Annotated in this window: 28 protein-coding genes and 2 pseudogenes; 17 read left to right on the top strand and 13 right to left on the bottom strand. The window is 50.3% G+C overall.

Going from position 1 to position 25,762, the window contains the following annotated elements; translation table 11 throughout:
* The first annotated feature begins 79 nt into the window (after window positions 1-79).
* Together PD282_RS26060 and PD282_RS26055 are read left to right on the top strand one after the other, a co-directional pair.
* On the top strand, window positions 80-622 hold the full coding sequence (locus PD282_RS26060) for a 2'-5' RNA ligase family protein (protein ID WP_274654588.1): 543 nt from the start codon (window positions 80-82) through the stop codon (window positions 620-622).
* A gap of 200 nt (window positions 623-822) precedes the next feature.
* Window positions 823-1,116, top strand: a complete 294-nt coding sequence (locus PD282_RS26055; RefSeq protein WP_274654587.1) for a hypothetical protein — start codon at window positions 823-825, stop codon at window positions 1,114-1,116.
* A gap of 90 nt (window positions 1,117-1,206) precedes the next feature.
* Here PD282_RS26055 and PD282_RS26050 read toward each other — a convergent pair whose 3' ends face one another.
* The 5 genes from PD282_RS26050 to PD282_RS26030 all read right to left on the bottom strand — a co-directional run bounded on the left by PD282_RS26050 (window position 1,207) and on the right by PD282_RS26030 (window position 4,634).
* Window positions 1,207-1,431, bottom strand: coding sequence for a hypothetical protein (locus PD282_RS26050; RefSeq protein WP_274654585.1), 225 nt, complete (start codon window positions 1,429-1,431; stop codon window positions 1,207-1,209).
* 155 nt (window positions 1,432-1,586) lie between these two features.
* Window positions 1,587-2,651, bottom strand: a complete 1,065-nt coding sequence (locus PD282_RS26045) for a sensor histidine kinase (RefSeq protein ID WP_274654584.1) — start codon at window positions 2,649-2,651, stop codon at window positions 1,587-1,589.
* On the bottom strand, window positions 2,648-3,364 hold the full coding sequence (locus PD282_RS26040; protein WP_274654583.1) for a response regulator transcription factor: 717 nt from the start codon (window positions 3,362-3,364) through the stop codon (window positions 2,648-2,650). The genes PD282_RS26045 and PD282_RS26040 overlap by 4 nt, the downstream gene beginning before the upstream one ends.
* A gap of 91 nt (window positions 3,365-3,455) precedes the next feature.
* Window positions 3,456-4,061: a DUF3995 domain-containing protein gene (locus PD282_RS26035; RefSeq protein ID WP_274654581.1), complete on the bottom strand. Its 606-nt coding sequence runs from the start codon at window positions 4,059-4,061 to the stop codon at window positions 3,456-3,458.
* Window positions 4,062-4,094: 33 nt separating this feature from the next.
* Window positions 4,095-4,634 carry a hypothetical protein gene (locus PD282_RS26030; RefSeq protein ID WP_274654579.1) on the bottom strand — a complete coding sequence of 180 codons (540 nt, stop codon included), beginning with the start codon at window positions 4,632-4,634 and terminating at the stop codon, window positions 4,095-4,097.
* A 276-nt stretch (window positions 4,635-4,910) separates the two neighbouring features.
* Between PD282_RS26030 and PD282_RS26025 the strand changes: the two genes are divergently transcribed.
* The gene (locus tag PD282_RS26025; RefSeq protein WP_274654577.1) at window positions 4,911-5,480 is read left to right on the top strand and encodes a dihydrofolate reductase family protein; all 570 of its coding nucleotides are present in this window, start codon (window positions 4,911-4,913) and stop codon (window positions 5,478-5,480) included.
* A gap of 289 nt (window positions 5,481-5,769) precedes the next feature.
* Here the strand turns inward: PD282_RS26025 and PD282_RS27515 are convergent.
* Window positions 5,770-6,491, bottom strand: a pseudogene (locus PD282_RS27515) (IS3 family transposase); the annotation flags it as partial.
* Between the two features lie 144 nt (window positions 6,492-6,635).
* On the opposite strand from PD282_RS27515, the gene PD282_RS26015 reads away from it, so the two are divergent.
* The 5 genes from PD282_RS26015 to PD282_RS26000 all read left to right on the top strand — a co-directional run bounded on the left by PD282_RS26015 (window position 6,636) and on the right by PD282_RS26000 (window position 10,858).
* Complete coding sequence (locus PD282_RS26015; RefSeq protein WP_274654573.1) at window positions 6,636-7,967, top strand: spore germination protein; 1,332 nt, start codon at window positions 6,636-6,638, stop codon at window positions 7,965-7,967.
* Window positions 7,855-8,085: a spore germination protein gene (locus PD282_RS27510; RefSeq protein WP_420832330.1), complete on the top strand. Its 231-nt coding sequence runs from the start codon at window positions 7,855-7,857 to the stop codon at window positions 8,083-8,085. Before PD282_RS26015 ends, PD282_RS27510 begins: the two co-directional genes overlap by 113 nt.
* A gap of 22 nt (window positions 8,086-8,107) precedes the next feature.
* Window positions 8,108-9,196: a GerAB/ArcD/ProY family transporter gene (locus PD282_RS26010; RefSeq protein WP_274654571.1), complete on the top strand. Its 1,089-nt coding sequence runs from the start codon at window positions 8,108-8,110 to the stop codon at window positions 9,194-9,196.
* Window positions 9,193-10,275 (top strand): Ger(x)C family spore germination protein, encoded by a 1,083-nt coding sequence (locus PD282_RS26005; RefSeq protein ID WP_274654569.1) that lies wholly within the window; start codon window positions 9,193-9,195, stop codon window positions 10,273-10,275. Before PD282_RS26010 ends, PD282_RS26005 begins: the two co-directional genes overlap by 4 nt.
* A gap of 70 nt (window positions 10,276-10,345) precedes the next feature.
* Window positions 10,346-10,858 (top strand): CBO0543 family protein, encoded by a 513-nt coding sequence (locus PD282_RS26000; protein WP_274654567.1) that lies wholly within the window; start codon window positions 10,346-10,348, stop codon window positions 10,856-10,858.
* A gap of 661 nt (window positions 10,859-11,519) precedes the next feature.
* On the opposite strand, the pseudogene PD282_RS25995 reads toward PD282_RS26000, so the two are convergent.
* Both PD282_RS25995 and PD282_RS25990 read right to left on the bottom strand, forming a co-directional pair.
* Window positions 11,520-12,070 (bottom strand): annotated as a pseudogene (locus tag PD282_RS25995) (IS66 family transposase); the annotation flags it as partial.
* A 555-nt stretch (window positions 12,071-12,625) separates the two neighbouring features.
* The gene (locus PD282_RS25990; RefSeq protein ID WP_274654565.1) at window positions 12,626-13,159 is read right to left on the bottom strand and encodes a dihydrofolate reductase family protein; all 534 of its coding nucleotides are present in this window, start codon (window positions 13,157-13,159) and stop codon (window positions 12,626-12,628) included.
* A gap of 192 nt (window positions 13,160-13,351) precedes the next feature.
* On the opposite strand from PD282_RS25990, the gene PD282_RS25985 reads away from it, so the two are divergent.
* Genes PD282_RS25985 through PD282_RS25975 form a run of 3 tightly spaced genes read left to right on the top strand, consistent with a single transcriptional unit; the run spans window position 13,352 to window position 14,973 of the window.
* The gene (locus PD282_RS25985) at window positions 13,352-13,714 is read left to right on the top strand and encodes a winged helix-turn-helix transcriptional regulator (protein ID WP_274654563.1); all 363 of its coding nucleotides are present in this window, start codon (window positions 13,352-13,354) and stop codon (window positions 13,712-13,714) included.
* Window positions 13,715-13,747: 33 nt separating this feature from the next.
* The gene (locus PD282_RS25980; protein WP_274654561.1) at window positions 13,748-14,131 is read left to right on the top strand and encodes an FUSC family protein; all 384 of its coding nucleotides are present in this window, start codon (window positions 13,748-13,750) and stop codon (window positions 14,129-14,131) included.
* Between the two features lie 26 nt (window positions 14,132-14,157).
* The gene (locus PD282_RS25975) at window positions 14,158-14,973 is read left to right on the top strand and encodes a VOC family protein (RefSeq protein WP_274654560.1); all 816 of its coding nucleotides are present in this window, start codon (window positions 14,158-14,160) and stop codon (window positions 14,971-14,973) included.
* Between the two features lie 298 nt (window positions 14,974-15,271).
* Here PD282_RS25975 and PD282_RS25970 read toward each other — a convergent pair whose 3' ends face one another.
* Window positions 15,272-16,531: a CynX/NimT family MFS transporter gene (locus PD282_RS25970; RefSeq protein ID WP_274654559.1), complete on the bottom strand. Its 1,260-nt coding sequence runs from the start codon at window positions 16,529-16,531 to the stop codon at window positions 15,272-15,274.
* Between the two features lie 128 nt (window positions 16,532-16,659).
* Between PD282_RS25970 and PD282_RS25965 the strand changes: the two genes are divergently transcribed.
* Together PD282_RS25965 and PD282_RS27505 are read left to right on the top strand one after the other, a co-directional pair.
* Window positions 16,660-17,241, top strand: a complete 582-nt coding sequence (locus PD282_RS25965; RefSeq protein WP_274654558.1) for a helix-turn-helix domain-containing protein — start codon at window positions 16,660-16,662, stop codon at window positions 17,239-17,241.
* A gap of 36 nt (window positions 17,242-17,277) precedes the next feature.
* A complete protein-coding gene (locus PD282_RS27505; protein ID WP_420832329.1) occupies window positions 17,278-17,637 on the top strand; it encodes a YrdB family protein in 360 nt (119 codons plus the stop codon).
* A 149-nt stretch (window positions 17,638-17,786) separates the two neighbouring features.
* Here the strand turns inward: PD282_RS27505 and PD282_RS25960 are convergent, their stop codons facing one another.
* From PD282_RS25960 to PD282_RS25945, 4 genes are all read right to left on the bottom strand, one after another.
* Window positions 17,787-18,905: a stalk domain-containing protein gene (locus PD282_RS25960; RefSeq protein ID WP_274654557.1), complete on the bottom strand. Its 1,119-nt coding sequence runs from the start codon at window positions 18,903-18,905 to the stop codon at window positions 17,787-17,789.
* A 160-nt stretch (window positions 18,906-19,065) separates the two neighbouring features.
* Window positions 19,066-20,760, bottom strand: a complete 1,695-nt coding sequence (locus PD282_RS25955; protein WP_274654556.1) for a M3 family oligoendopeptidase — start codon at window positions 20,758-20,760, stop codon at window positions 19,066-19,068.
* Window positions 20,761-20,826: 66 nt separating this feature from the next.
* Window positions 20,827-21,288 carry a hypothetical protein gene (locus tag PD282_RS25950; protein WP_274654555.1) on the bottom strand — a complete coding sequence of 154 codons (462 nt, stop codon included), beginning with the start codon at window positions 21,286-21,288 and terminating at the stop codon, window positions 20,827-20,829.
* Window positions 21,289-21,473: 185 nt separating this feature from the next.
* A complete protein-coding gene (locus tag PD282_RS25945; RefSeq protein WP_274654554.1) occupies window positions 21,474-22,121 on the bottom strand; it encodes a class I SAM-dependent methyltransferase in 648 nt (215 codons plus the stop codon).
* Between the two features lie 351 nt (window positions 22,122-22,472).
* On the opposite strand from PD282_RS25945, the gene PD282_RS25940 reads away from it, so the two are divergent.
* The 4 genes from PD282_RS25940 to PD282_RS25925 all read left to right on the top strand — a co-directional run bounded on the left by PD282_RS25940 (window position 22,473) and on the right by PD282_RS25925 (window position 25,759).
* The gene (locus PD282_RS25940) at window positions 22,473-23,465 is read left to right on the top strand and encodes a GNAT family N-acetyltransferase (RefSeq protein ID WP_274654553.1); all 993 of its coding nucleotides are present in this window, start codon (window positions 22,473-22,475) and stop codon (window positions 23,463-23,465) included.
* Window positions 23,466-23,490: 25 nt separating this feature from the next.
* Window positions 23,491-23,766, top strand: a complete 276-nt coding sequence (locus PD282_RS25935; protein ID WP_274654552.1) for a hypothetical protein — start codon at window positions 23,491-23,493, stop codon at window positions 23,764-23,766.
* A 283-nt stretch (window positions 23,767-24,049) separates the two neighbouring features.
* Window positions 24,050-24,508, top strand: coding sequence for an RNA polymerase sigma factor (locus tag PD282_RS25930; RefSeq protein WP_274654551.1), 459 nt, complete (start codon window positions 24,050-24,052; stop codon window positions 24,506-24,508).
* 15 nt (window positions 24,509-24,523) lie between these two features.
* Entirely contained in the window at window positions 24,524-25,759 is a 1,236-nt protein-coding gene (locus PD282_RS25925; RefSeq protein WP_274654550.1) for a hypothetical protein, read from the top strand.
* The last annotated feature ends 3 nt before the right edge of the window (window positions 25,760-25,762 follow it).

Here is a 25,762-nt window from a genome sequence, read left to right as displayed (position 1 = left end):
CAACTATCGGGCAGGATAGTTCCAATATGTGGTATTATGGTGTCATTCAGTTAAAGGCGATTTTGTAGGGGGAAGAGAAATGTTTGCGGTAGTCGCCCACTTTGATCAAAAAACTGAGCAGGCTATTAATGCTATTTGGGAAGGGTTAAGTGATAGTTCAATATCAGACTATGCCTACGATATTTCTGATAGGAAACCACATATTACTATTGCAGACTACTCAGATATCGATGATGAATTTTTGTTAGCCTTTCAGGCTCTATATCGTTCAAAGGTCAAAATTCAAATCGTTTTTAATGCTCTTTCTACATTTTTGAATACAGGCACCTTGATGTTAGCCCCTGCTCCATCAAAACAACTCATTGATCTACATACAGATCACCACGCAAGATTTCGTGAATACTCAAATCCAGAATCATTTTACTTACCAAATCGTTGGACGCCTCATTGCACTATCGCAAACAGATTGAGTCAAACTAGGCTTAATGCAGCATTTGATTACTGTTCAAAACACCTGGTCACCCTCCATTCTGAGATTGTAGAAATAGCAGTAATTAAAATTGCTTATGATAAAAATAAAGCGGTTGGTGTATCCATAATCAGCAACGAAATATTACACTAACGAATGACGATAGTGGAGCAAGTGCCGCAGCGCAGCCGCCCTATTTTCACTCAACGATTGGGCAGATTTCGCCCACGTGGAATTATGGACCCAATTTTAATTTCACCCTTTTCGGAGGTCAATCTCTTGATTTTGTTGCAGATTTTTATCGAAAACAATTTCATGCTAAAAAAATTGGATTCCCAGATCAGTATTATGTATTGAGCGCCAATGAAGCAGAACTACGTAAACGCAAAGAAGGTGACCATACAAGAAGACGCGGTGGATTCGAAATGAATCTAACATGTGTTGAGCCGCAGAAACATTACTTTAAAGCTCTAAATTCATTCCTTCCAAACTTAGTACGTTTTATTGAATCTGTTTCCGTTGAAGAAAATGTGAAGCAAATTAATGATTCTCTTCCTTCTCGGGAGCAAGAACATACCTATTCAACAGAGCTGTTTGAATTTATGATCGATTGGCTAAGGAAAAACCATGTATCAGATTTTGCATGAAAAGCTAAATGGATACGGATAGCACAATGCTGAAGGGCTGCCGCGCGGCAGCCCTTCATGTAGGAAAATAACGAACACTGTGGATATTTTTTATTCATTCGTTTTCTCATCATCTTTATCTTGAAAGAAATCTTGAACATTTTTTAATGTCTCATCGAAAACTTCGCCGAACATGGCATTGGGGTTTGGATCGCGAGTGGGGTGTTCTGCATTTTCAATTCCGTTGACTCCAGGTTGACCGTCGGATTCTTTTACAACGGGATTGACCTTCTCCCCGAGTTGATCGTACCAAGCTTTGTCATTGCTTTTTTCCATAGGACAACCTCCCTTTTGAATATTTAGGCTGTCCTAATAAATGAGATTTTATTCCAAAATACTGCGGATAAGCTGAAGTCGCTTTTCAATTCATATGAAAGCTTGGAGATTTCAGATAAAAGAGGGTACAGCGTGCCGAAGGAAGACCGGAGTGGTTATTTCCGCGGCAGTTTGATGGTTAAGGAGGTTCCTTCGTTCGGCTCACTGTCGATGGTCAGCTGTCCGCCGTGTGCCTCGATCAGCTGCCTGGCGATGGTGAGACCCAGCCCCGGCCGTCCGGCGGATGCTGCTCGTGTGTCGTTCATACCGACTTTGCCGCCAAATCCGATACCGTTATCCACAATTCGAATCTCGACCTGCTCGGGACGATATACTTGAACCGATACCGATATTTCGGTTCCTTCCGGATTATGGACGACGGCATTGACGAGCAGGTTGCGAATGGCGCGAGTCAGCAGCTTGGGGTCGCAGGGGACGGCAACAGGAATGGAAACCGATTCCATCGTAAAGGAATATCCGGCCGCCCAGGGCGCACTGCCAACATCCGCCACCGTTCTGCGCAGCAATTCCGCGATATCCGTTTCCTCCGTTTTCAGAGGAATCTCGTTGGACACCGTTTCATTGAGATCCTGCACGAGCTCCTGCAGATGAGCGGCCTTTCGGTGGATGACAGACAGGAACTCCTTCCGTTCTTCTTCACTCCATCGGTATTCGTCGGCGGACAGCATGGAGGAATAACCGGATATATACGTCAGAGGTGTTTTCAAGTCATGTGAAATTCCGCGGATCCATTCCTGTCGCATCTGTTCCGACAGCATCTTTTCTTTATTGTTTTGCTCAAGCGTATGGGCGAGCAGTTCGAGATGATCGAATAATTCCCTATAAACGGCATAAGGCAGCCTCGGCGAGCCGTTCTTCCGGGTATGGATTTCGGCCCAGCGCGCCGGCGATTCATAATTCCCTTCGGCAAGGCGTCTCAACCAGACAATGGCGAAATAAACCGGTTTCCCCAGATACCAGCCGATCAGAAGCAGAGTCAGAAGAAAAAGAACGGCGCATAAGACTAAAATGTAGATCTGAATTTTATTGATGCTGCTTCCGTCGGAGGCCGCATCCGGCCATAAAATCCGCACGGCTACAATGGAAGCGGCCTGAATGCATACGAACAAAATAATAAAACCGATCAGCATTTGCAGCGCCATGCGAAGCATTACGTTCATAATTGACCCCTGAGAGGCGGTACGAACTTGTAGCCGATGCCTCTTAACGTAACGATCAGTTGGGGAGCGGACGGATCGGTCTCCAGCTTCTTTCTCAGTCTGGAGATATGGATGACGACGGTCTTTTCGTCACCTTGCACCATTTCGCCCCACACCTGTTCATACAGCTGCTGAGCGGTGAATATACGATTCGGGTGCTTGCAAAAAAAGAGAAGCAGCTCGAGTTCCTTGGCCGGACAAGGCGTATCGGCTTTGCCAACGATCAGCTGCCCGGTCGATCGGTTGACGGAAAAAGATTCGTACCGGTACACTTCCTCGTTATTTGAAGCTTCGGACGCATAGTGATTACTGCGTCGTAATTGCGCGTGGATTCGCGCGACGACTTCCATCGGATTGAACGGCTTCGTTACATAATCGTCCCCGCCCAGGTATAAGCCTTGGAGCTTATCTAAATCGCTGGAGCGGGCGGTAAGGAACAATATCGGGGTGGTAACTGTTTTGCGCAATTCCGAGCACAAGTAAAACCCATCCCGATCCGGCAGCATAACATCGAGTACGATCATTTCGAATCGGGTCGTTCTCGCTGCCATCAGAGCCTCGGCGGCAGAACCGGCTTTTACGATATGGGAATACCCTTCTTTACGAAGGATATTTTCCAGCATGGTTAGAATGCCTTCCTCGTCATCGACCAGCATTATCGGCTCGTCACGCATGCTGTCACCTCATTTCATATCATTAAAGCGCGAAACCCGTTTTATTAACTATACCATTCCCAATTTTGCGCTGTACAGGATGCTTATAATTTTAGAAATCCAATATAATGAGAAATACAAATAACGCAATTAAGAGAGAGACCAGAGTCAAAAAAAGGACGGTGCACCTTCTTCGTACGGAAAGCGGAATACCGGAAGCCCGCGCATAATGGTACGCCGTCAGACCGGCCAATATTCCCATGATGATAAACCAAGGCTCGTAGAATAAAACATCCCACAGAGCCAGTCTGCGGTCATCGAGCTCCGCCCATCCCGGATAATGAATGGTAATCACGTCCGCCATTGCAAGAAATTTTGTTATTTCCCCGCCAAATCCGTGAGCGAGTGCGAACGCGGTGCCGGCAAGCGTAGGGATCAACAGCACGAAAGGGCGAATCTTTTTGCCTCCGAATAGGGGCATCCACATAGGCGCAATTTTTCCCCATGGCTTGACGAGTGCGAGCAGAACGAATCCGGCGATCATGATGAAGACCCCCGCGATGTAACTCGCCCTGAAAAATCCTTCGGGATTCTCGAATTTTCCCGGCAAACCGGCCGTTCCGCCGGCCGCTTGATAAAAGCGCACAAAGACCGCGTACATTAACGCCCAGAAAAATCCGGCATAACCGGGCCAGTTCGATCGTCTTGACTCATTCATTTGTATGCTTACCTCCTTGGAAATAAATCGGTATTATCGGACCGTCGGCGTCTTCGCATCGTAACCGTTCTGGTGGGTACGCCGATAAGTTCGGATGGAGCAGGACAAGGCTGCCATGCAGATGGCGACGCCCCATACGAGGAAGCCTCCATAAACCGGGAGCAGCACCCAAGGATCGAATTCGGGAAAATCGGAAAAACGGATGGAACCGGCCACTAGTTTATAGAAGGTTATAAGGCAAATGGTAACGAAAACCGATCCGCCTAAACCGGCTGCGGCGATCAGTACCCAGCGCAACCGATTGCTTCTCCAATCCCGAACCAAAGCGAGCGCTAGAAGGGAAGCGATCAGCGCTAAAACGGCGGTAACGTCGATACCGTAACTGTAAAAAAATCGGCTGATCGGATCATTTTCGGTTTTCATGGATGCGTGAAGCTCAGCAATGCCTTTCCCGGAAGCGAGAAAGATGATCCCGTTCGCCCAAAGCATTTTGATAACGGCATAGGGAATGAGGGCCGCGGACGACACATATCCCCATTTTTTCGACAGCCGCCATTCATTTTTCCAGGTCATCTCATCACTCCTTCCTGAAGGGGGATAGCTTTATTTTAAGGAGCGCAAGTAAACAGAAGGTAAACGGGTGATAAACTTCATCCTAAATATGAAGCATGTAAATGGACCTCGTTGTATTATGAGTGGCCGCAGCAATATTGTTTTCGAATAAAATTGAGATTTCCACTTGAACCTCACGTAACGTAACGATTTATAGTGGACGTAAGAGCAGGACGAAACACGGGCCTACTGCCCAAAAATCGAACCACTAAATTCGAAATCGGAGGAGAAGTAACCATGAGAAAACTCGTATTGTTCATGCATGTGTCGCTGGACGGGTATGCGTCGGATTCGAACGGAGGACTAGATTGGATTCCGTACAACGAGGAATTAGAGAAATATGCCGAGGAGGTCGTAGCCGAAGTCGGATCTCCCGTATACGGACGCACGACGTATCGGATGATGGAGAGCTACTGGCCCACGATGCTGGACAATCCGAATGCGTCGCGGCACGCTATGGAGCATGCCAAATGGCTGCAGGATGTGAAGAAAATCGTCATTTCCGGCTCGATGGACATTGTGGAATGGAACAATACGATGCTGATCAAGGATAACATCGCAGAGGAGATGAAGGCGCTCAAGGAGCAGCCTGGCAAAAATCTCGTTATCTTCGGCAGTCCGGGGGCGGCGAAGACGCTGCTTGAGCTCGGCCTGATCGACGAATTCCTGCTGACGATTTGTCCGGTCATTTTGGGCAGCGGAAAATCGGCATTCCACGGCGGCGATGAGAAAATCAGGCTCAAGCTGCTGTCCAGCCGAACGTTCAAGTCGGGCATTATCGCGGCCCGCTATGGGGTGGAGAAATAGCCGTGCCGTACAAGGCGGCGCCTATGGAGATGTGGCGGCGGATTGAGCAAAAGGATGGAAAATGTGTTTCAATTTCGTATTCCAGGACTCCAAGACTCCAAACCATACCGGATAAACTTACTCTTACAGTTATCGATAAACTGTATACCAATGTGATTTGGATGGTCCAAATGAAAGAGTAATCTGTTGTGGCCACGGTGAACCAGTAACGAACTTATTTTTCTTCACTCGGTTAAGGTAGGTATGGTTGAACGATAGTATCATGACGAAGGGCTGCCGAGACCGGCAGCCTTTGCTGCACGCTGTGGAAGGATTCGATGCAGGCGTTATCGTAACAATTTCCTTTACGACTCATACTTCCGATCATCTGGTATTTCTTCAAACGCTGCTGGTAATCTGCCGAAGCGTACTGGCTTCCACGATCCGAGTGATGTAGAAGCCCTGGAGTTGGCCGTTGACGGTTGTAGGCTTAATCAAGCGCCGTGATTACGAGTACTTTTGTCATTCGTTCGTCCATGTGGAAGCCTATGATTTTACGGGTGTATAAATCCATGACACTGGCGAGATATAACCAGCCCTCGTCCGTCGTGATATAGGTAATGTCCGTCATCCAGACCTTTCCCGGTGCCTCAGCGGTAAACGTTTGATCGAGCACATTCTCGGCTACAGGCAGATGATGATTCGAGTTCGTTGTCGCCTTGTATCTCTTCACGGTACGTGATTTCAGACCCATCCTTTTCATCGCACGCGCGACGGTTTTTTCGGAGACCTGAACGCCTTCCTTTTCAACATTTGCCAGATCCTCGGACTGCCGTACAAACGTCTCGAATCCAGGAATATCCGCCTGATGTGTTGCTCCAGCTTTTCTCGACGCTTGGACCGACTGCTTTTTTGCCGCCGCGTCCATTCATAATAACCGCTTCGAGACACTCGGAATAGGGCGCACATCTTCACGACACGGAGCTTGGAGCGGTGATCGTGGATAAACGGGCAGATCAGCGCCGGCCTCCTACCCGATTTCGGCCAGGTTGCCGGAAGATCTGCTATGGCGAAGTTGGCGGCATCTATTGGCCTTTCTTCCGGGCGCATAATTGTCTGCGGCATGCGGGATAATAATTCCAAATTACAGCCCGGGAAAGAAATGGTGATTCGTTCATGAATTCAGCACCTCCAAAATGGGAAGCGCTTATGGAATCCTCAGATTTTGTTTATTTCCATCATAAAACCAAAAATGAGCCCTATTGTATTGGATATTTTAAATCCCTTACGGATTCAAGAATCTTGCAAGAGCATATCCTTAATTCCTTCAGCAACAATTCGGATATATCCTGGCATGATTTGTTCCATTCCATCCCGATTGCGGAAAAAGAAATATCCTCCGATTGGAATGACATTCAAGATAAATTATTGCGGGGATATGTAGCGATTCAACATGGTCGTCACAATCCTGCCTGTATATTGATCAATGCCGTCTTATCCAAGGGCCGCGAAGTAACCATACCGGAAGTCGAGTTTAACGTGGAAGGCCCCAAGGAGGCCTTTGTTGAATCGCTGGATACGAATCTTAACCTGATCCGCAAACGTATTCCCCTTCCCCAGTTGCGAATCAAAGAGATCACGGTAGGCAGTATTTCCAAAATGAGAGTAGCCGTTTGTTACCTCGACGGAATTACGAACGAACAATATGTCCATACCTGTATCCAGCGACTGGAGGGTATACAGTTTGACACAGTGGCTGACATTGCCATTCTTCAACAGATCATCGAGGATAATTCAAACTCCATCTTTCCTCAGCTGCTTGGATCCGAAAGAACGGATCGCGTTGCGTGGAGCTTGACAGTGGGACAGGTTTGCATTTTGGCCGACGGGTCCCCAACTGCAGTTCTGGGGCCAGTTTCGTTTTGGATGTTTTTCACCTCCTACGAAGATTATTATTTGCCATGGGTCGTCGGCTCTTTCATTCGTTTGATCCGCATTATTTCGATTGCGTTTTCCGTCCTGGCATCGGCCGTATACGTTGCTGTTCTAACCTATCACGGTCACGGTATTTCAAATATTTTTTTGCCCACGATTATTTCTTACAGAATCAATGTGCCTTTTCCCCCTGTCGTGGAGGTACTCATTATGGAGCTTGTCATTGAACTATTGCGGGAAGCGGGCGCCAGATTGCCTTCCAAAATCGGACAAACCATCGGTATTGTCGGAGGTATCGTACTCGGTACCGCGGCGGTTGAGGCCGCCCTGACCAGCAATTTTTTATTAATTATTGTGGCGTTGTTGGCAATGGCTTCCTTTACAACGCCCGTTTTTCAGGAGCAACACGATACGAATTCTTCGGTTTCCGTTTATTATCGCCGCCCAAGTATGGGGGTTATTGGGGGTGTTTATTTGCGCCCTTGCCGTTATTACCCATCTGTTGCGGTTAACCTCGCTCGGCATGCCTTATCTGGTTCCTTTTTATCCATTTCGCCCTTCCAGCCTGGTTGATACGGCAATACGCCCTCCGATTTCAAAATTCCATCATCGGCCAGGTTTTCTAAGGTCCAAGAAGCCCGTAAGATTCGATAAGAAAAATGCAAATTTAAAAAAGGACATCGACGAATGATTCCGCTCCGGGAGTGCTGCCGATGAATGCGTCAGACAGCAACAGGTTTACCGTTTCGCCCTATCTGATTTTCGTTGTCATTCAATCGATGCAGTTCGGGTTAGGATTCGTGTCCATGTCGGTCAAACCTATTCGGTTGGCCGGCCAGGATGCCTGGGTTTCCGTCATCCTGTGCGCAATCGGTATCCATATCGTCCTGTTTATGATGTATCGAATTCTTAACCATAATGAGACGGACCTTATCCAAATCCATCAACAATTTTTTGGGAAATGGGCCGGCGGAGGGCTTAACCTTCTCTTTATCCTCTATTTCCTGATGATTTCAATTTATCAATTACGGGTTTTTATTGAAGTTATACAAGTATGGATATTTCCTGAACAGAAGACTTGGCCGCTGGCTTTGGCTCTGCTCTTGCTTGCGTATTACATGGTTGCGGGGGGATTTCGAGTTATCGTCGGCATCTGTTTGTGTAGCTTTATTAACCATATTCTTTTTATATCCATGGTTTTTACGGCACCCTTTCTTCATTTCAACAACTTATTGCCCGTCATGGATCACTCGCCAAGCGAAATCATCAAAGCGGCAAAGGAATTGACTTTTTCTTATATGGGCGTGGAGATCCTGCTTTTTTGTTACTCGTTCATCAAATCGCCAAAAAAGTCGCAAAAATGGGCGCACTGGGCAATTGTCGGCATGACGATCCTTTATATAGTCGAGATTCTCTTTACCTTGTTATTGTTCAAGTCCGAGCAATTATCAACCGAAATTTGGCCGGCATTATCTAAATATAAATTCGTTCAATTTCCTTTCATTGAACGTTTTGAATTTATCGGCGCATCGGCAACGACATTTAGGTTATTTCCGATCTTATGCTTATGTCTTTGGGCTTCAAGCCGCGTGATTAAGCTGACGTTCCCTGTAAAACAACGGACAGCTCTGCCGATTTTTTTGGTTCTGCTTTTCATTGCCGTATGTTTAATTCCGGATCGAAACGAAATTGAATTTATTCAATCCTGGTTATCCACGATCGGAGTATGCGTGATTTTTGTGTATATCCCATTTCTGTACGTATTTAATTCCATCCGAAAGAAAGTGAGAAGAACGACATGAACCGGGTTTTATTCGTCCTGTTGGTTATCTGCTTATTGCTGACCGCGTGTGTGAAGCAGCAAATTTTGGACAGAGTCACCCTCTTTCTTGTCTCTGCCCTGGATGAAACACCGAATCATCAGCTTGAAGTTACGCTGGCGGTGCCCAAGTTTCAGTCCGGAAAGCCAAGTTCGGTTTCAGACGAATTGATCTCGGAAGCGGGGCATACAAGCTCCGGTATCGCCGATTTAATGAATATGCAGCTGGAGCGGCCCATGAATCCGGGAAAGCTATCCGTGGTCTTGTTTGGAAAAGATAAGGCGGCAAATGGTTTGGCACAAGAAATCGATGTCATTTTACGAAATGCCCAATATTCGCGAAAAATGTACTTGGCCGTTGTCGACGGAAGGGCAAAGCAGCTGTTGGAAGCAAATTTTAGTTCAAAGGAAGAGAAAGGGATGTTCTTGTATAATTTATTTCAAACCAATACACGCGAGGGGATCCTTCCCAGCCGAAATCTTCACGAATTTGATTACTCGCTTGCAGGTAAAGGAATGGACCCTTATTTACCGCTCCTTAAATTGCAGAACGATAAAGTCGTGATTGCCGGTTTAGCCTTATTTAAGGATGATAAATATGCCGTATCCATCAACGAGAAACAAACGCGGATCATGAAACTGCTTGTCAGTAATACGAAGCACGGTGTCTTTGAGGTAAAACTTGACGATGGGTCTTATGTTTCCTTGGACAATGTCGGATCAAAAGCGAGTTACCGAATCAGTCATGATCATGATGCAAAAAATATGAAGGTGATCATCAACCTTGTCGTAAACAGCAAAGTTAGAGATGCACGGAAGGTTCGCTTTCCGAACCAGAAGCTCCACCTAATTAAGGATTCTTTGGAACATGATATTCAAACGACCGGACTGAATCTAATCGGGTTATGTAAAAAGGAAGAGATAGACCCGCTCGGATTAGGGGATTTCGTCAGGAGTAAAACACGACAATGGAACGAAGAGGCATGGAAAAAAGATTATCCTACACTAAAAGTGGACTTGAATGTCAAGGTGAATATCTCGGAAATGGGAATCAAGAAATAAACGGACGGTTTATGAATGTGACGGGAGACGGCCTGTTCGGCTTCGTCCTGCGGCTAGGGAGATGGTGTAAATGTACATTATCGTACGCATGTTGTTATGGATTCTTGCTGCATGGCTTTGGGGAGATTGGCGGAACTGGAAGAAATATCAGTCCACCTTTCTCTTCGTCATTCTGCTGGACCTGTTATATAACGTTCTTACCTACAATTATCCGTTGTGGACCTATGCCCCTACGGATATCATTCCAAATCATACGTATAACAATCTGCTTGTAACGTTTCTCTCTTATCCAGCCATTATGTTTATCTATTTAGGACGGTTTCCGACTGGATGGATAAAACAGGTTGCCTGGATGATCATCTGGGTGGCTCTTTTTTCTGCCGTCGAATTCGTTAACTACAAAATGGGATTAATGAGTTACCATAACGGTTGGAGTTTCGGCTGGTCTGTGGTCTTTTACCTTGTTCAGTTGCCGTTCATACGGCTCCATTATAAAAAACCGCTGCTAGCCTACGGGCTAAGCGTACTGATCATTGCAGGACTTTTAGTGCTCTTTAAAGTTCCTGTCAGCCTTATGAGATAAAAATACCTGTTGGTTGAATATCAATCGAGGTAAGATCCAAGTCGCCTCATAGCTGACAGGCAACTGGTGGAGAGATCCTAAGGTTGAAGCCCTGTGACAAAGTAACTCCGAGAGGAGTGCGAGCAAAACAGCAGGCCTAACATCAAGTGAATCCTGCCGCGTCGTCAAAAGAGACTCGAAAAGGACAAGAGAGAGTCGAGCCTCGGGAATATGGGCGAAGACCACGGAACGCGTGAAGCCCTTGGAAGAGCAGAGCGGAAAAACTCACCGGCGTATTAAAAGAATTAAAAGAGCAAATGCAACAAGAGCTTTCTGTCGGATATTACAATAAGGGGTAGTACCAGCGTCTAACTTTACCCGAGAGAGCTTAATCCTTAAGGCTAGATATGAAAGGACGGGTGGGTCTTATCGAGGAACAGATAAGGACGAAAGTTGCGCAATATACCATCCGAATCTTGCGCCTTTCTCAGCTTTTGCCTCGTCCCTCAGAATGGTAAACCGATCCTCGTTGCCGCGGCAGCGGATCTAATATTCCAGCCAGACCGGTCAAAACGTTTCGGTTATTTTCGAGTTTTTGCTTTTCCTTTTTTAGCATCTCTGTAAGCGTCCCATCACGTACAACTAGCTCCATCTCCATTTAAGACCAAAAGTTTTGTGATACCTATCCCATAACGCGACAAGTAATCGGAAGCATAGATGACCATGGCAAATAAGGCTCGAGCGCCTCTGGATTTTGTGAATCCGGAAGCTGCGGAAGCTGCTCGAACAGGTACTTTAAATATTGAATAATTACGAATGGCTTGATCGATCGCTCACTGCGATTATTATCGATCTCGAGCAGACCATCGTTCAGGAAGGCAGTCAATTTCCCCCACTGATTCAGGCTGTAAGCAATCGCTTTTCCAACCAGACTCTTTGGCAGTGTTTGAGAGTGCTGTTGCTTGAGCCATACCGAACAAGCCTCCAGGATCGGAAGGCTCCGCTTCTTTCGCTCGGCATATCGTTCTTCTGGCGAAGCATCCTTCAGCTCGCGCTCAATGGCGAAGAGAGCATTGCAATAAGCCAGTCCTTGACTAGCTACCGAATCCTTGTTACCTCTCGTCGCTGACGGGGCTGCTTTCAACGCTTATCGTATTTACGCCGCGCATGTGCCCAGTACCCCACAAGAATCACACTAGGAACCTTATGATAACCCGCATAACCATCGACATGCCGAACGCTCAACTCGGGCATTATCACAGCCTTCTTTAAAGACAACTAAATTGCGGCACAAAATTTTAATACATATTGCTGCCTTTATTTTAGGAGCAATATTGTTGGGATTAACGGGGAGTTTGGTGGGCATGTAGGGTGGGTGTTCTTATTTCTATTTTCAGATGACGAGGTGTTTTTTGAGGAGAAGGGTGAAGGCATTCTCTTTCAGTGTGAGGTCTCCGATTTGCCTTGGATGGCGCACAAGCTCGCTGGCCTTGGCATGCCTTTCATCATCAAGCGGCCTCAGGAATTGTGTGAAGTGATCATGCAGTATGCTCAACAGCTAACTAACTATGCACAGCAGTTGCCGAACTAACGAAAGACGATAGCGCAGAAAATAACAACATGAGAACGCCGTAGATAAATTCAGACGGCCCCATTAAGCTAACCGATCCTCCGCGGAGAACCGTATCACAAGTAACGATCTGAAGACCCCTCAACTAAAGGGGCCTTGTTTCCGTATCATTTGGCTTATCCTCGCTGTAACCAGTTACTGAAGGAATTTCGCATCTATCAGTCAATCGCATACCGCAGCTGAACGACATCGCTGCCGAGAGGTTTGCAGCCTAGCAATCGTACAGCCTTGAATCGGTAATTGTCTTTGTCGATTAGCAGATTTAACCCTTTACCTTCTAATACAGGAGCCACATTGAAAATCACTTCGTTTACAAGTCCTTGTGCTAGAAACGAATTGTGAATATTCGCACCGCCGCTAATGAGAGCGGTTTGGTGTCCTTTCTGCTGGAGGCAGCTTAAGGCTTCTTGTGGCGACTTTACCACCGTTACGCCGGGGATGTTTTCAATGTTCTTAGACAAAACAACGATGTCGATCCCCTTGAAAGGACCTTCCGCGTTTACCTGTTCCTCTTGGGATACTCTGCTTGGGTCTGTCATTTCCTGAAACGTCTTACGTCCGACAATGAAATTCCCTGCTGCCTTTGCTTGCGCTGCGAAGTCGTCCAACGCTTCCTTTTTCGGTGGGTTATCGGGGCTGGATTGTGCATAATTGCCGTTAGCAGTTAGGGTTGCCCATAAAGTGGTTTTCATTAAACGTTCCTCCTCAATTTCGATTCAGTTACTTCAGGTTAGCACGATTCCCCGATTCGGATGTTCGTATGATATTAATCATCCTTCAGGGTCTCGCCTTTCCATTCACATCGTAATCGATCTGTGGTACATTTGAAAAGTAGTTACATTTTAGTGCAATAGTTTCAAATAATGAACTATGGAGTGATCGCGATGATGGATCGTACCTGCCCTGGTACCGTTGAACCGATCCTAGAGATTTTGGACGGAAAGTGGACATTACTTCTTTTATTCGAATTATTTAACGGAACCAGACGTTTCGGGGAATTACGCCGGAGGTTGCAGCCCATTAGTCCGAAAACTTTGACAGATCGCTTGCGACTGTTAGAGGAAAAAGGAATCATCACACGTACGCTTTACCCAGGCATACCACTACATGTCGAATATGAACTTACGGAGAGCGGGCTAGGTTTGCAGCCGATTTTCGCCGCAATGTGGACGTGGACACAAGAGCATGGCGCATATTTGCGGAAAAAGACGGATGAAATGGGCCAAGATAGCAATAAAGTGATGTGATTGTGCTAAGAAGTTTTAGAAAGGCTATCCCGCATGAACTGCACCCCGTCAAGTAGACAGACCCTGGCTATTGTCCTCAAACGTGATTTAGCCTATTCACAAAGACGCATTTTTCAAAGAGGCATAGGTACAGCGGTAGGTGTACTACTCGGAAGCTGTTTATTGCTGTGGTCTCTGCCGCAATGGAATAGTGTAGTCGTTATCGGATTACTTGGTGCGCTTCGCCCCATTTTTAAAAACCGAAGTTATGCGATCTATGCCATGCTTATGACACCGTTAATGTTAATGATGTTCAGCACCGGCAGTCCAGTGACAGCACATTTGTTAGAATATCGATTACTCGATACAATGATTGGCTGTGTACTTGCTTATGTTCTTGGTTTTTATATATGGAAAAACGCCTCTCAAGTAAACTAAGGATATTAATGGAAGGGGGAATGGATTTGGCGCTTGCACATTTTAAATGGGACGGCGGGATTATCCTGATCCAAAGTCAGTATTTTGATCCAGCCGTGGATTGGTATTCGGAACATATGGGATGGACTTGTAGGGAAAGACACAAAGATTATCACGGTGAGAAAGCTTTCTTTTTAATGCCTGGCGGTGGGCAGATTGTTTTAAAGGCTGTTGACTCTACCTTTGAACACCTCAGTTTAGTTGGTCGTCATGATGGTGATGCGCGTTTCTGCTTTGCGGTTGGAGACTGGGATTTAACGCTTGATTACTTTAAGCAGCACGGCATCAAACATACCGTTCCGAAGATTGGGCCGGATGGAAGAAGGCACGTGGATGTCTATGCTTTTGATGATACGAGGATAACAGCCGTTCATCTAAAAAAGTTCGAAGGATTGTTTCCAAATTCTCGTCTTGTTTCGTACGCAGATGTTCCAGTTAGGTTTGGAGTTACTGATTTGGAAGCTTCCACAGCCTGGTACACTCATTTCTTAGGTCTTATTCCTTCGGAACGGGAAGTGCCTAGCGGATATGCTTTGCTAAAAGGGAAGAGTCCCTACCAAGATTCTTCTTTTTATGGAGATCGCGTTTGGTTAGAGAAAGTGAAGGAAGTAACTCAAAGAACCAATTCAGCAGCTAGACCTTATTTTTATCTGGAAAAGGAAACGTTCCTGGATATTCATAAGCGGTCAAAGGAGCTCAATATCGAATGCTCTCCCATCGTGGGTGATCCAGTATGGTGGGCAGCATTTCACTTTTTCGATCCAAATGGAAACCGTATAAACGTCTCGACATGCAGACTATGATGAGTGTTCAACAATTTGCTTTCCGTACCGGAATATCTCCCCAAGAACAACTCGCTTTTCCAGTACGAAAAGAATACGACGAGGTCGACTATCCTACCATATTCAAGGCACCGAACCAAAGACAATCGACGCTTTAAGACAAAATACGGACTGCATAAATATGTATCTTCACGGGTTGCCAAATGAAAGGGACAGCCGCGCGGCTGCCCCTTACTCAAGTAAAAGGCAGCATCGTACCATTCGACGAGACGGAAAGTGCGCCGGTTCGCGGCTTTTTCCCAAATGTCGTCGGAGGGGGTTAAGGGGTGAGCGCCTCGGCGCTCTCGGACTCTTCCCGCCGGTCTGCGGATTGGGCTTCCGGGATAAAGGTGTCCCTGCCTGCTCCGACGCCGGCGAGGAGAACAAGCGCCGAAGCGGCGACCATCAGCCATAGGATGAGCGGCCATGAGCCGGTCGCGTCATGGAGATACCCGAGCAGAACCGGTCCGGCGGCGGCAATCAGATAGCCGATCGACTGCCCCATGCCCGACAGCTCGGAGGCTTGAGCGGCGTTGCGTGTGCGCAGAGCGAAAAAGGTGAGCCCCAGGCTGATGTTGGCGCCTTGGCTGAGCCCGAGCAGGCATACCCACAGCGCGACCGGTCCGGATGTCAGCAGCCCGCCGAAGCCGACGATCGATGCGATCTCAATCACAATGACCAAACTGCGCTGGCTGCGCCGGCGGCTGGCCAGAATGGGCAGGAAAAACGAGGCGGGCAGGCTGACGAACTGCATGAGCGACAGCATCCATCCTGCGGAAGCCTCGCTCATCCCCCGGGCTTGCAAAATGTCCGGCAGCCAAGCGATGGTCACGTAAAACAGCAGCGACTGCAGTCCCATGAACAGCGTAACCTTCCAGGCCAGCCCGGAGCGCAGCAGACTGCTCCTCTTGGGCGGCTTGGCGCTGGCCGCACTGGCGATGGCGACCTTCGGGAGACGGATGCTCCGGACCCGAGGAATCCATACGAGAAAAGCGGCGGCGCTCAGAAGTCCCCATACAAGGAGCGATAGGCGCCAGCCCAGCTGCCAATGGAGGGCGAGCGGAACGCTGACGCCCGAGGCCAGCCCGGCGAACGTGCTCATCGTGACGGTGTAGGAGCCCGTCATCATTCCTACGCGAAGCGGATAATCCCGTTTGATCAGCGCGGGCAGCAGGACGTTGTCGACGGCGATCGCGAAGCCGAGCATCATCGTTCCGGCGAATAGCGCGGCGGTATAGGGCAGGGACCGGGCGGCTATGCCGATTGTCAGGACGAGCAGGCTTGCCAGCAGCGTCATTTCGATCCCGAAGCGCTTCGCGAGCTTTGGCGTCACCATCGACATGATCCCGAAGGCAAGCGGCGGCAGTGAGATTAGCAGTCCGGCCAGCACGTTGGACAGCCCGGCATGCTCGCGAATTTCGCCGATGAGCGGTCCGACCGCCGTAATCGGAGCGCGCAGGCACGCGGCGATCAGCAATATTCCCGCCATCGAGGCAAGTGTGAGGCTGCCCCGAGCGCCTGTATATTCGTTTTTACCCACGATGTATTCCCTCTTTCCAACCTGAACGATGATTTCCCAATTGATAAGCGCATTTATAGTACGTTATACTATACCAAAATTGAAAATAAGTAAACTATAGTTTTCTTCTATGAAGGGATGTTCGCAGGATGGAAGATCAGACGGAGCATATCGATGAGCGAATGAAGGGGCTTGTGCGCAGCATCGGCTCGATTTTGCGCCGGACGCGCAAGGAGCGGGGGCTCAGCATGGAAGAGCTTGCGGGCCGGAGCGGCGTAAGCAAGCTGACGCTCGGCAAAATCGAGAGGGGCGAGACGAATCCGAGCCTGTCCGTCCTGTGGCGGATAGCGGACGGGCTGTCCGTGCCGCTGTCCTTCCTGCTGCAGGACGAGCAGCCGGCGGAAGTGTCGCGGAGCGGCGAAGGGGTTCATTTCACGGACGGCCCTTGGCGGGTGGAGCCGATGTTCGGCAGCTCTGCGGGATCGAGGACGGAGACGTACAGGGCTTTTTTGCAGCCGCACAGCTTCTACGAGCCGGAGGCTCATCCCGCCGGAACGATCGAGACGGCCGCCGTCATGTCGGGAACGGTAACCATTACCGTTGCGGGTACGAACCATAGGCTCGGACTGTACGACGCGCTCCGTTTCCGCGCCGATGCCGCTCACCTGTACCGGAACGATACGGACCGGCCGGCCGTGCTGCATTTGACAATCGAATATTCAGAGCTCTGACAGGCGGCGCTTACATGCTGCAAGTCGATAGCGGAGGTGAAGAGATCTGATGAGTCCATTAAAATCGTTCGTGCTGCTCGTTTTTTCTTGCTTGAATTAGGATCCTTGGCATCATACGGCTATTGGGGCTTTCATGCGGCAGACGGACAGCTTCTTCGTATCCTTCTGGGGATAGAAACGCCGCTTGTGGTCACCGTCTTTTGGGGCGTCGTTCTCTCTCCTAAAGCAAAAATACCCGTTAAACCCCCGCTCCGCCTGATTCTCCAGTTAATTGTCTTCACCGGGGCGTCATGGGCGCTATACGCAGCGGGACAATCGGCGCTTGCTTTTGTATTGCTTGCTGTAACGATTCTCACCATGATCCTTACTATCCTTTTAAAGACGTACCAGAGCTAGCGGCAATTGGAGGGCACGGAAACTGCTCAGAAGATCGGCGTGATGAATATGCGGGCGGTCAAATTTCGTTATAAGATTCAAGAAGATTGCCAGCACAAAACAGAAGGCTTGCAGGGACCTTAACAGGGTCCAGGCAAGCCTTCTTGCTATTATCTTCTCGGCATGTAGCCAATCAGCGTCTTCGAATCCGGATCGAACGCCAGGGTGAGGGGCCCGAGAAGCGTGTCCTGATCCGTATTGTACGTTACGAGCACGAGCTTCCCTCCGGCTTCCTGCAGCTTCTGCAGCGCCTGCTTCTGCTCGTCGGTGGATGCAAGCACGCCGGAGTCTTTGGCGTCCACGACTTCCACCTTCGCCTCGTCCTTCTTCGTCGTCACATGCGGCTTCTGCTCGGAGGGAATGGTTTTCCAGCCCAAATCGCGGAATTCCGCTTCATCCGCCGGCACAGGCTGCCCGTTATCCGACAGAACGACCAGGTAAAAGAGCGGACCCTGCGGCGGGATGCTCTTCGTCAGGTCCGGACCGTAGAAGGCGCGCACTTTCGTGCCGGCTTTCAGATCCTCCCACTTCACGTCTTCCGCCAGCGACGTCAGCAGCGTTGTTTCCTTGCCGGCCGTCAGTGTCAGGTTCGGCGCGAAAACGCCGTTTTCCGTCTCGCCGAACTGGATCTGCCAGCCGTCGTCCGTATGCTTGACCGACCCCAGTACATCTTCCTTGACCAGCTCATCGCCGAGCGACACGATTTGGGCGGCATGAGATTGCCCCGGGTAGCTCATCGCCACCATCGGACCGTATTCGGCTATGACTTGCGTCCCCGTCTTCAGGCTGCCGGCGGCTATCGGCTTGCCGTCCTTATCCTTCAGCTGCGTGTCTTTGTCCGCGGTCAGGATCATCCAGCGGGCGTCGCCCCTGCCCATCAGTTCGATCCGGAAGGTGCCGTTCCCGGCCGGCTCAATGCTTTGAATGACGCCCGTCATCTTCATATATTCCGCCGCTTCTTCCTGGCGCTTGTGCAGCTCGAGCGCTTTGTCCTTGGCGTCATAGGTCACATCGTAACCGAGCGCCTCCGCCTCGCTGCGTGCCGGCAAATAGGCTTGGCCGTTAATCATAACGGGCTTCATCGAGGTGCTTGCCCCGTCGACGGTGACCGCAATGTCATTCCGCAGAAGACCGCTCACTTTGCCGATCAGGCCCGAAGCCTCGGCAGCCGCCGTCGTTCCGAGCAGTCCGGCGATTGCCGCCGCTGCGATGACTTTCTTTTTGCTCATGTTCAAGTCGAGTGCTCCTTTCAAACTTACGAATTGTCGTTTGCTGACATCCTCTCAAACGGCAGTCGCAATGAAAAGGTTGCACTCTTTTTCCAAGCTATCGCTTTTAGCGAACGCGAAGCGTTCCACTCAGCCCCGAACAAATGGCGGATGACCTGCTTCACAGCTTCAGATCCTCCACACCGTCCAGCCATTGCTCGATTCCGCCGACGACGGATTCGACGCAGCCGGATTCGAACGGCGAGGTCAGCCCTGCATATTCGACCAGCTCGAGGAAAGAGCGGCTGCCCCCGGCGCGGCACAATGTCAGATAGCTGTCCCAAGCGCTGCGGTAGTCCTTCTGCATCCGGTCCCAGTATTGGAAGGCGCACACCTGCGCCAGCGCATAGTCGATATAATAGAACGGATAGTGAAAAATATGAAGCTGACGCTGCCACAAACCGCCCCGCTCCAAATAATCGACCCCGTCGTAATCGCGGTGCGGCAAGTATTTTCGTTCGATGCTTCGCCAAGCGCTCTTGCGTTCAGCCGGCGTCGCCTCCGGATTGCCGTAGACGAAATGCTGGAATTCATCCACGGCCGATATGTACGCGACGCCGAGCAGGGCGGTCGACAGATGGCTGAAGCGGTATTTCTCCGCATCCTCCTTGAAAAACCGTTCCATCCACGGCCACGCGAAAAATTCCATGCTCATGGAATGAATTTCGCACGCCTCGAAAGTGGGGAAGAAATATTCCGGAATGCCGAGCTGCCGGCTTTCATACACCTGGAAAGCGTGGCCGACCTCATGCGTCAAGACGTCGATGTCGCCGGAAGTTCCGTTAAAATTCGAGAAGATGAACGGCGCGCGGTAATCGGGCAGGAACGTGCAGTAGCCGCCCCCTTGCTTGCCTTTTTTGCTCACCAGATCCATCAGTTCGTTCTCCGTCATGAAGCGGAAAAACGCTCCCGTTTCCGGAGACATGGCCTCGTACATTTCGGAGCCGCCTGCTACGATCCAGTCCGGATCGCCTTTCGGCTTCGGATTGCCCGACGGAAAGCTGAAGCTTTCGTCGTAAAATTTCAATTGATCGACGCCGATGCGCCGGCGCTGACGTTCTTTCAGCCGCGTCGCCGCCGGGACGATATGCTCCGCCACTTGGCTGCGGAAACGATTCACCATGTTCTCGTCGTAGTCTGTGCGGCTCATCCGGGCATACCCGAGCGGTACGAAATTGTCGTACCCCAGCTTCCGGGCGATAGCCGTTCGAACCTTGACCAGCTCATCGAAAATCCGGTCCAGCTCCTGCTCGTGCTCGGCCATAAACCGGTACCGGCATTCCGAAGCCCGCCGTCTCATCGCCCGGTCCGTCGACTGTTCGAAGGGAGTGAGCTGCGGCAGTGTCCGCTCTTCCCCTTCAAACGGTATTTTGGCCGATGCCATCAGCTGCGCGTATGCCGAAATGAGCTTGTTTTCCTGCTGCAAGTCCTCGATGATTTCAGGGGTGAACGTCTTTAATGACATTTCGGCCAGACGAAACAGCTGGCTGCCCAGACGGGCTTCCAGTTCGCCGCGGAAGGGCGAATGGACCAGCGCCCGGTAATAATCGCTCACATATTCCTGAACGACCGGCTTGTTCTCGTCCATGAAATCCTGCTCGGCTTTGTAGAACTCATCGGTTGTATCGATGGAATGGCGGATTTCCACCAGCTGACCCAGCGTTTCGAACCGGTTCCGGAGCCGATTGACGCCTTCCATGGCTTCGATCTGCGCCTCGGCGGTTTTCGCCTCGTTCATCGACCGGATCAGCTCCTTGAACTGCTGCTCCATTTGCTTCACATCGGGCCGTTCGTAAGGCATCTGGCTGAACTTCATGAGCGGTCACACCTTTCAATAATTAGGATGGGATTTCAAAAGACTTGTTTTTCTTCACGGCAAGCTTCAGATCCATCTTTGAAAAGCCTGATCGACCAGCTTGACCCGGTTCCGTTCGGCCCAAGCGGCAAGATCGGCAATCCCGTTTAATTCGTCGCCGGCAAATCGGAAGCACATCCGGAGGGGGACGATTCTTCTCCCGTGCGGCTTAATGCCAACCGTGGTACTGAACGTTCCCATTTTCATAATGGCCTGAATTTCTTTTGCTCGAATGGAAGTCCCGTTCAAAAGAAGGGTATCCTCGTGCAGACGGAGCCCCGTCGGTTTCTGAAATGACAGGATAAGGGATTGGATGAAAGCCGCTAAACAGCACAGAAACAACGCCGCAGAAGCATATAGATCCCAAGAAGCTTCCTTTTCCTGAACATGCCGAATGACATTGCCCAGTGAAATGAAACCCAAGACGATCATAGATATCATCAGTTTGAGCCGTGAAGGGTTTCGAACGGAATGTGTAATCAATTCCAATTATGGAACCTCCTTTTACATCCAGCATAGTACATTTGATTTCATTTGAAAACCACGATAATCCGTTTGCGATAACTTGTCGGTACGCAAAATCACGCTCCCCAAGGTGAATTTGTTCCTCTAAAAATGGACTGAAATTGCCTCTCGGCTCACGTCTTTCTGAGCGTCCTTTCAAAATCATGCCGTCATTTCACCGCCTGCACCGACAACCATTGCGGAAGAGCCGCAAGAGGGTTGAGCTTCCAATTGCATCTATCCGCAAGCTCTTGCTCGGACAGGGGCGCAGCGTCATCCGACGATTGATCCTCCCAGAATGAACCGTTCTCTGCGTACATCTCTTCCATATGCCGGATGCTCAGGCCCGAACTCATCATCGCATTGATCATGTCCTGCACACGCCAATGAAAGGTGGGCGTAGCTTCGAATGGACCGCCGGCGTCGTAAGGTTTGACCACTTGGAGAGCATGAGCGGAAGCCGTTCCGAACGGGCGCATGAAGGGATGAACGTCGAACATGATATACGTCCCGCCGCCTTTCAGAATGCGATGAACACTCTGATACATGGCATTGAGGTCAAAGATCCATACGTGAACGCCGTTCGACGTATAGACGAAATCGTAGGCATCGCTGTCCAATTGGCAGAGCTTCATGGTGTCTGCGCAAATAAATTCGATATCCCAGCCGTGCTTTTGAGCGATGCTGGAACTGTTTTCCAGCTGTCTTTCCGAAATATCGCATGACGTGACTTGCGCCCCCATGAGGTGAAAAGCGTAAACCGCATGATTGTCGCCGCTTGAAGGGACGCAAACGCGTTTTCCCTCAAAGTCCGGCATCGCCCTTTGAATCATGGCGTACGTTGTTGAATGGAACGCGGACTCCGGACGCCGGATAATGGCCGAAATCGCCTCTTCCGTCCGGTATTTGAGATACCAGGAATCCGCCCACTCGTTCCAATTGCGCCTGATGTTTTCGGTGTAGTTCTCGTTCATCTCACGCCCGCCTTTCCGAATCGCATCCGTTCTATGATTTACATTACAAGGAGCACCTGCGAAATAAAAGGGGAAATTCGGTTTAACTGAAATTATCCGGAAACTTTTTCTATACCCGGACTTTACCGTGCCGAAGGCTTCCGGTCATGGGATAATGGTCACGGAGCGGTTTGACGCGCGCTTGGAGGTGGGACGATGAAAAAATTTACGATTCGAAATATGAGGCAGCCCGACGATTTTGCGGCGGCTGCGCCGCTGCTTAATTTGATTTGGTCGGAGCCGACGACGGCTGAGCGGCTTAAAGAAGACGAAGACAAAATTCCTCCCGGCCGGCTGGAGTACAACGATGAGGGCAAGCTGACGGGATGGGACCGGCCCAAATGGGTGGCGGAAAACGAGCACGGGCAGGTTGTCGCTTATACCACCGCCTGGCGGGCTCCTTGGACGGAACCGGGGGAGCTTTTCCTTACGCTTGTCGTTCATCCGGAACATCGCGGGGGAGGAATCGGCAGCGAGTTATATGAAACGGTTTACCGATGGGCAGTCGAAGTCAAAGCTTCGAAGCTGACTCTTTTTGTTCGGGAAACGGACGAGAACGCGGTCGCGTTTGCGGCAAGGCGCGGTTACGTGAAGGAACGCCATATGTTTGAATCCGTTCTGGATTTGGGAGATTTCGATGGCGGCGAGCTGGACCGTGCGATCGGCGGCGCGGAACGGGCCGGCATCCGTTTCATCACGCTGGCGGAGGAGCCGGGCGAAGAGAGCGAGCGCAAGCTCTACGAGCTGTATAAAGTGACGGCCGTGGATATACCCGGTTATTCGGGGAGCTACCCCTGGTTTGAAGAATGGAAAAAGTGGACCCTTGAGCTGCACGGCGTCCGCCCGGAATGGATTCATATCGCGAAGGACGGCGACCGGTTCGTCGGTGTCGTCACGCTTCAATATAACGAACAGACGCGGGCAATGTACCATGAATATACGAGCGTGCTCCCCGAATATCGCGGGCGCCGCATTGCGCTCGCCCTGAAAATGCTCGGCACCCGGACGGCTCGGGCGGGCGGCGTAACTTATTTAAGAACACACAACGATTCGATGAACGGGCCGATGCTGCACATCAACCGCGATCTGATCGGCTTCCGCGCGGAGCCCGGCAATTTTAAGATGGTGCATGAGCTCGCCCGTTCTTGAGTGCGGGAAATGAGGAATCACATATATGATCCAGCTTCATCACCCATACACGTATGAAAAATGGCAAGAATCACGGCAGGCCGAGCTGCGGCAGCGGCATAAACATACCTGGACGCTGGCGGATTGGGGACTGCGCGGCCTGCGGAAAAGAAGATATTCGTTTCATCTTCAAAGAAATCGAAGCGATGTTTTGAAACGGGAAGCGCTCCATGTTCTTGAGGAGATGCTGCAGCATGAGAACGGCGAGCTTCGCCTGCGCGCAGCCGAGCTAATCCTTCGCTTTTCCCGTAGTAAGTCTTAAACGCTTAGACGGCGGGGAACCTCCGGCACCTCGGCAGGAGGCGCAAATGTTTGCAATAAGGCAGTCTGTCAACGGGTTTCCCGTCCCGGCAGGCTGCCGTTTCCTTTTCAATCGATCGAAAAACTCGCTATATCGCTTGTTCCGCACTTAGAGTCAGCGTCAGCCGTTTCTTCTTTGAAAAAATTTTTTCGGCCGCCGCCAAACACTTTACCCGTCTCGAACGTTATACACATGACAAACGAACACGGTGCGAAAATCCGGTATCCAGATTGGAGCTTCCACGATGATCGAAGAGCTGTATAACCTGCACAAGGCGGAGCTGGAGCGGTTCGCGAGGTCGATCGCCGGGAATGAGAAGACCGCGGAGGACCTGCTCCAGGAAACGTTTCTGCGGGCCATGACCCACTGGGCCACGCTTCAGCGGCTGGCGGACCACAGCCGGCGGGCTTGGCTGTTCAAGGTCATGCGAAACCTTCATCTCGATCTGCTGCGAAGAGACCGGCACGTGGTCGGCCTGCCGGAAGGGCATGAGCCTGGGAGCGAGGTCGATTACGTATCGGGCCTTGCCGCGGAAGAGCTTTTGCAGAGTCTGCCCGCCCCGCTCCGGGAGCTTGTTCGAAAGCGCTTTCTCTATGGCATGAACAGCAGGCAGATCGCGGATTCGCTGGGCGTTCCTCACGCCACCGTGCGGACCCGGCTTCACACGGCCATGCGGCTGCTCAGAAAACAGGTTGACCAGTAAAAGGAGGAGAACGACGTGAGCAAAACGATCAAAAACGTGAACGTGCTGGACATTACCGCTGCAACCGAACAAACCTTGGAAGGGGTAAGCCACCTCAAAAACATTAATGTGCTTCTCTACAGTAAGGCTACATCAAGCTTACTTGCAGGCATTTCGCAGAAAAATATCAACGTGCGGGCCGAAGTGCCCGAGAATACCGTGCTGAGCACGGTTAACGGCCGATACGAGATCGCTTCGCTGAATAACGAAAAGCCGATGTTTATCATGGTGAATGGAGACGTGGTCATCCGTCCGGAAGCGGACGAGGAAGCGCTGAAGCTGAAGGTCGCGGGCATGATTGTAAACGGAAAAATGTGGTGCCCGGAACGTTTGAGCGGCATTGTGCAGCAGAAAACCGTGAATCATAACGGGCGTCTCATCTCGTTTATGAACGATGCGGAGCTGGTAACCGAAACCGTTCGGCTTAATAATCTTTACCTGCACACACTCGCGGATAACGCCCGCATTTCCTTTGCCGGAAAGGTCATCATGCTTGACGATGTCGACGCCTCGCTCCTCAGCGGCAAACTGCAGGCCGTCGAATTTATGGACCGGCTCGTTATTCGGGAGGATCTGCTCCCCGCCGTAACGGAGAAGATCGTTCATCTTCACAAAGCAGCTATAAAGACGATCCCCTTGAATACGTATTATGTCGAGAACGACCTTACTCTGGATAGCAATCTGCTGAAGAGAGTCCGGAACAAACGCCTGCATGCCGAAGGAGTCATCCGGATCGACAGCGGCGTCTCCCCGGCAGCCTTGGGCGAATCGGGCATCAGCCTGCACTCCGATGCCATGATCCTTTGCGGGGATGAGCTGACGGACGAGGTGCTGGCTATAACACCGGATCCCGCTGTGCAGGTCGTGGGCTGCAAAGGAAAGCTGCGCGTCGTGGAGGGCGAATACAGGCTGACCGCTGCGGAATTGAAATATACGGCCGAAACGCAGGCTTTTATCGTCCAGGGCGTGCTGAACATTTCGCCGGATGTCGAGCCGGAGCTGCTCATGAACGCGGCCGGGTCGATCGTCAATTTCGGCGTTATTAACGGCAGCGCCGAACAATGCGGGATTGTGCGCACCAAGCTGCTCATCAATAAAGGCGTCGTCGGCGAACCGGACAGCATGGAAGAGCATGACGGCGATACGCCGCCCGAGGCCGGACAGGAAGACGACACGGTTTATATTAAGAATGCCAATTATTTGAAGCTGTAAACG

Origin of the sequence: Paenibacillus humicola, from assembly GCF_028826105.1 — a bacterium.
GTDB classification, from domain to species: domain Bacteria; phylum Bacillota; class Bacilli; order Paenibacillales; family Paenibacillaceae; genus Paenibacillus_Z; species Paenibacillus_Z humicola.
The sequence above is the reverse complement of the archived record's forward strand: the minus strand, read 5'-3'. Positions and strand labels throughout refer to the sequence as shown.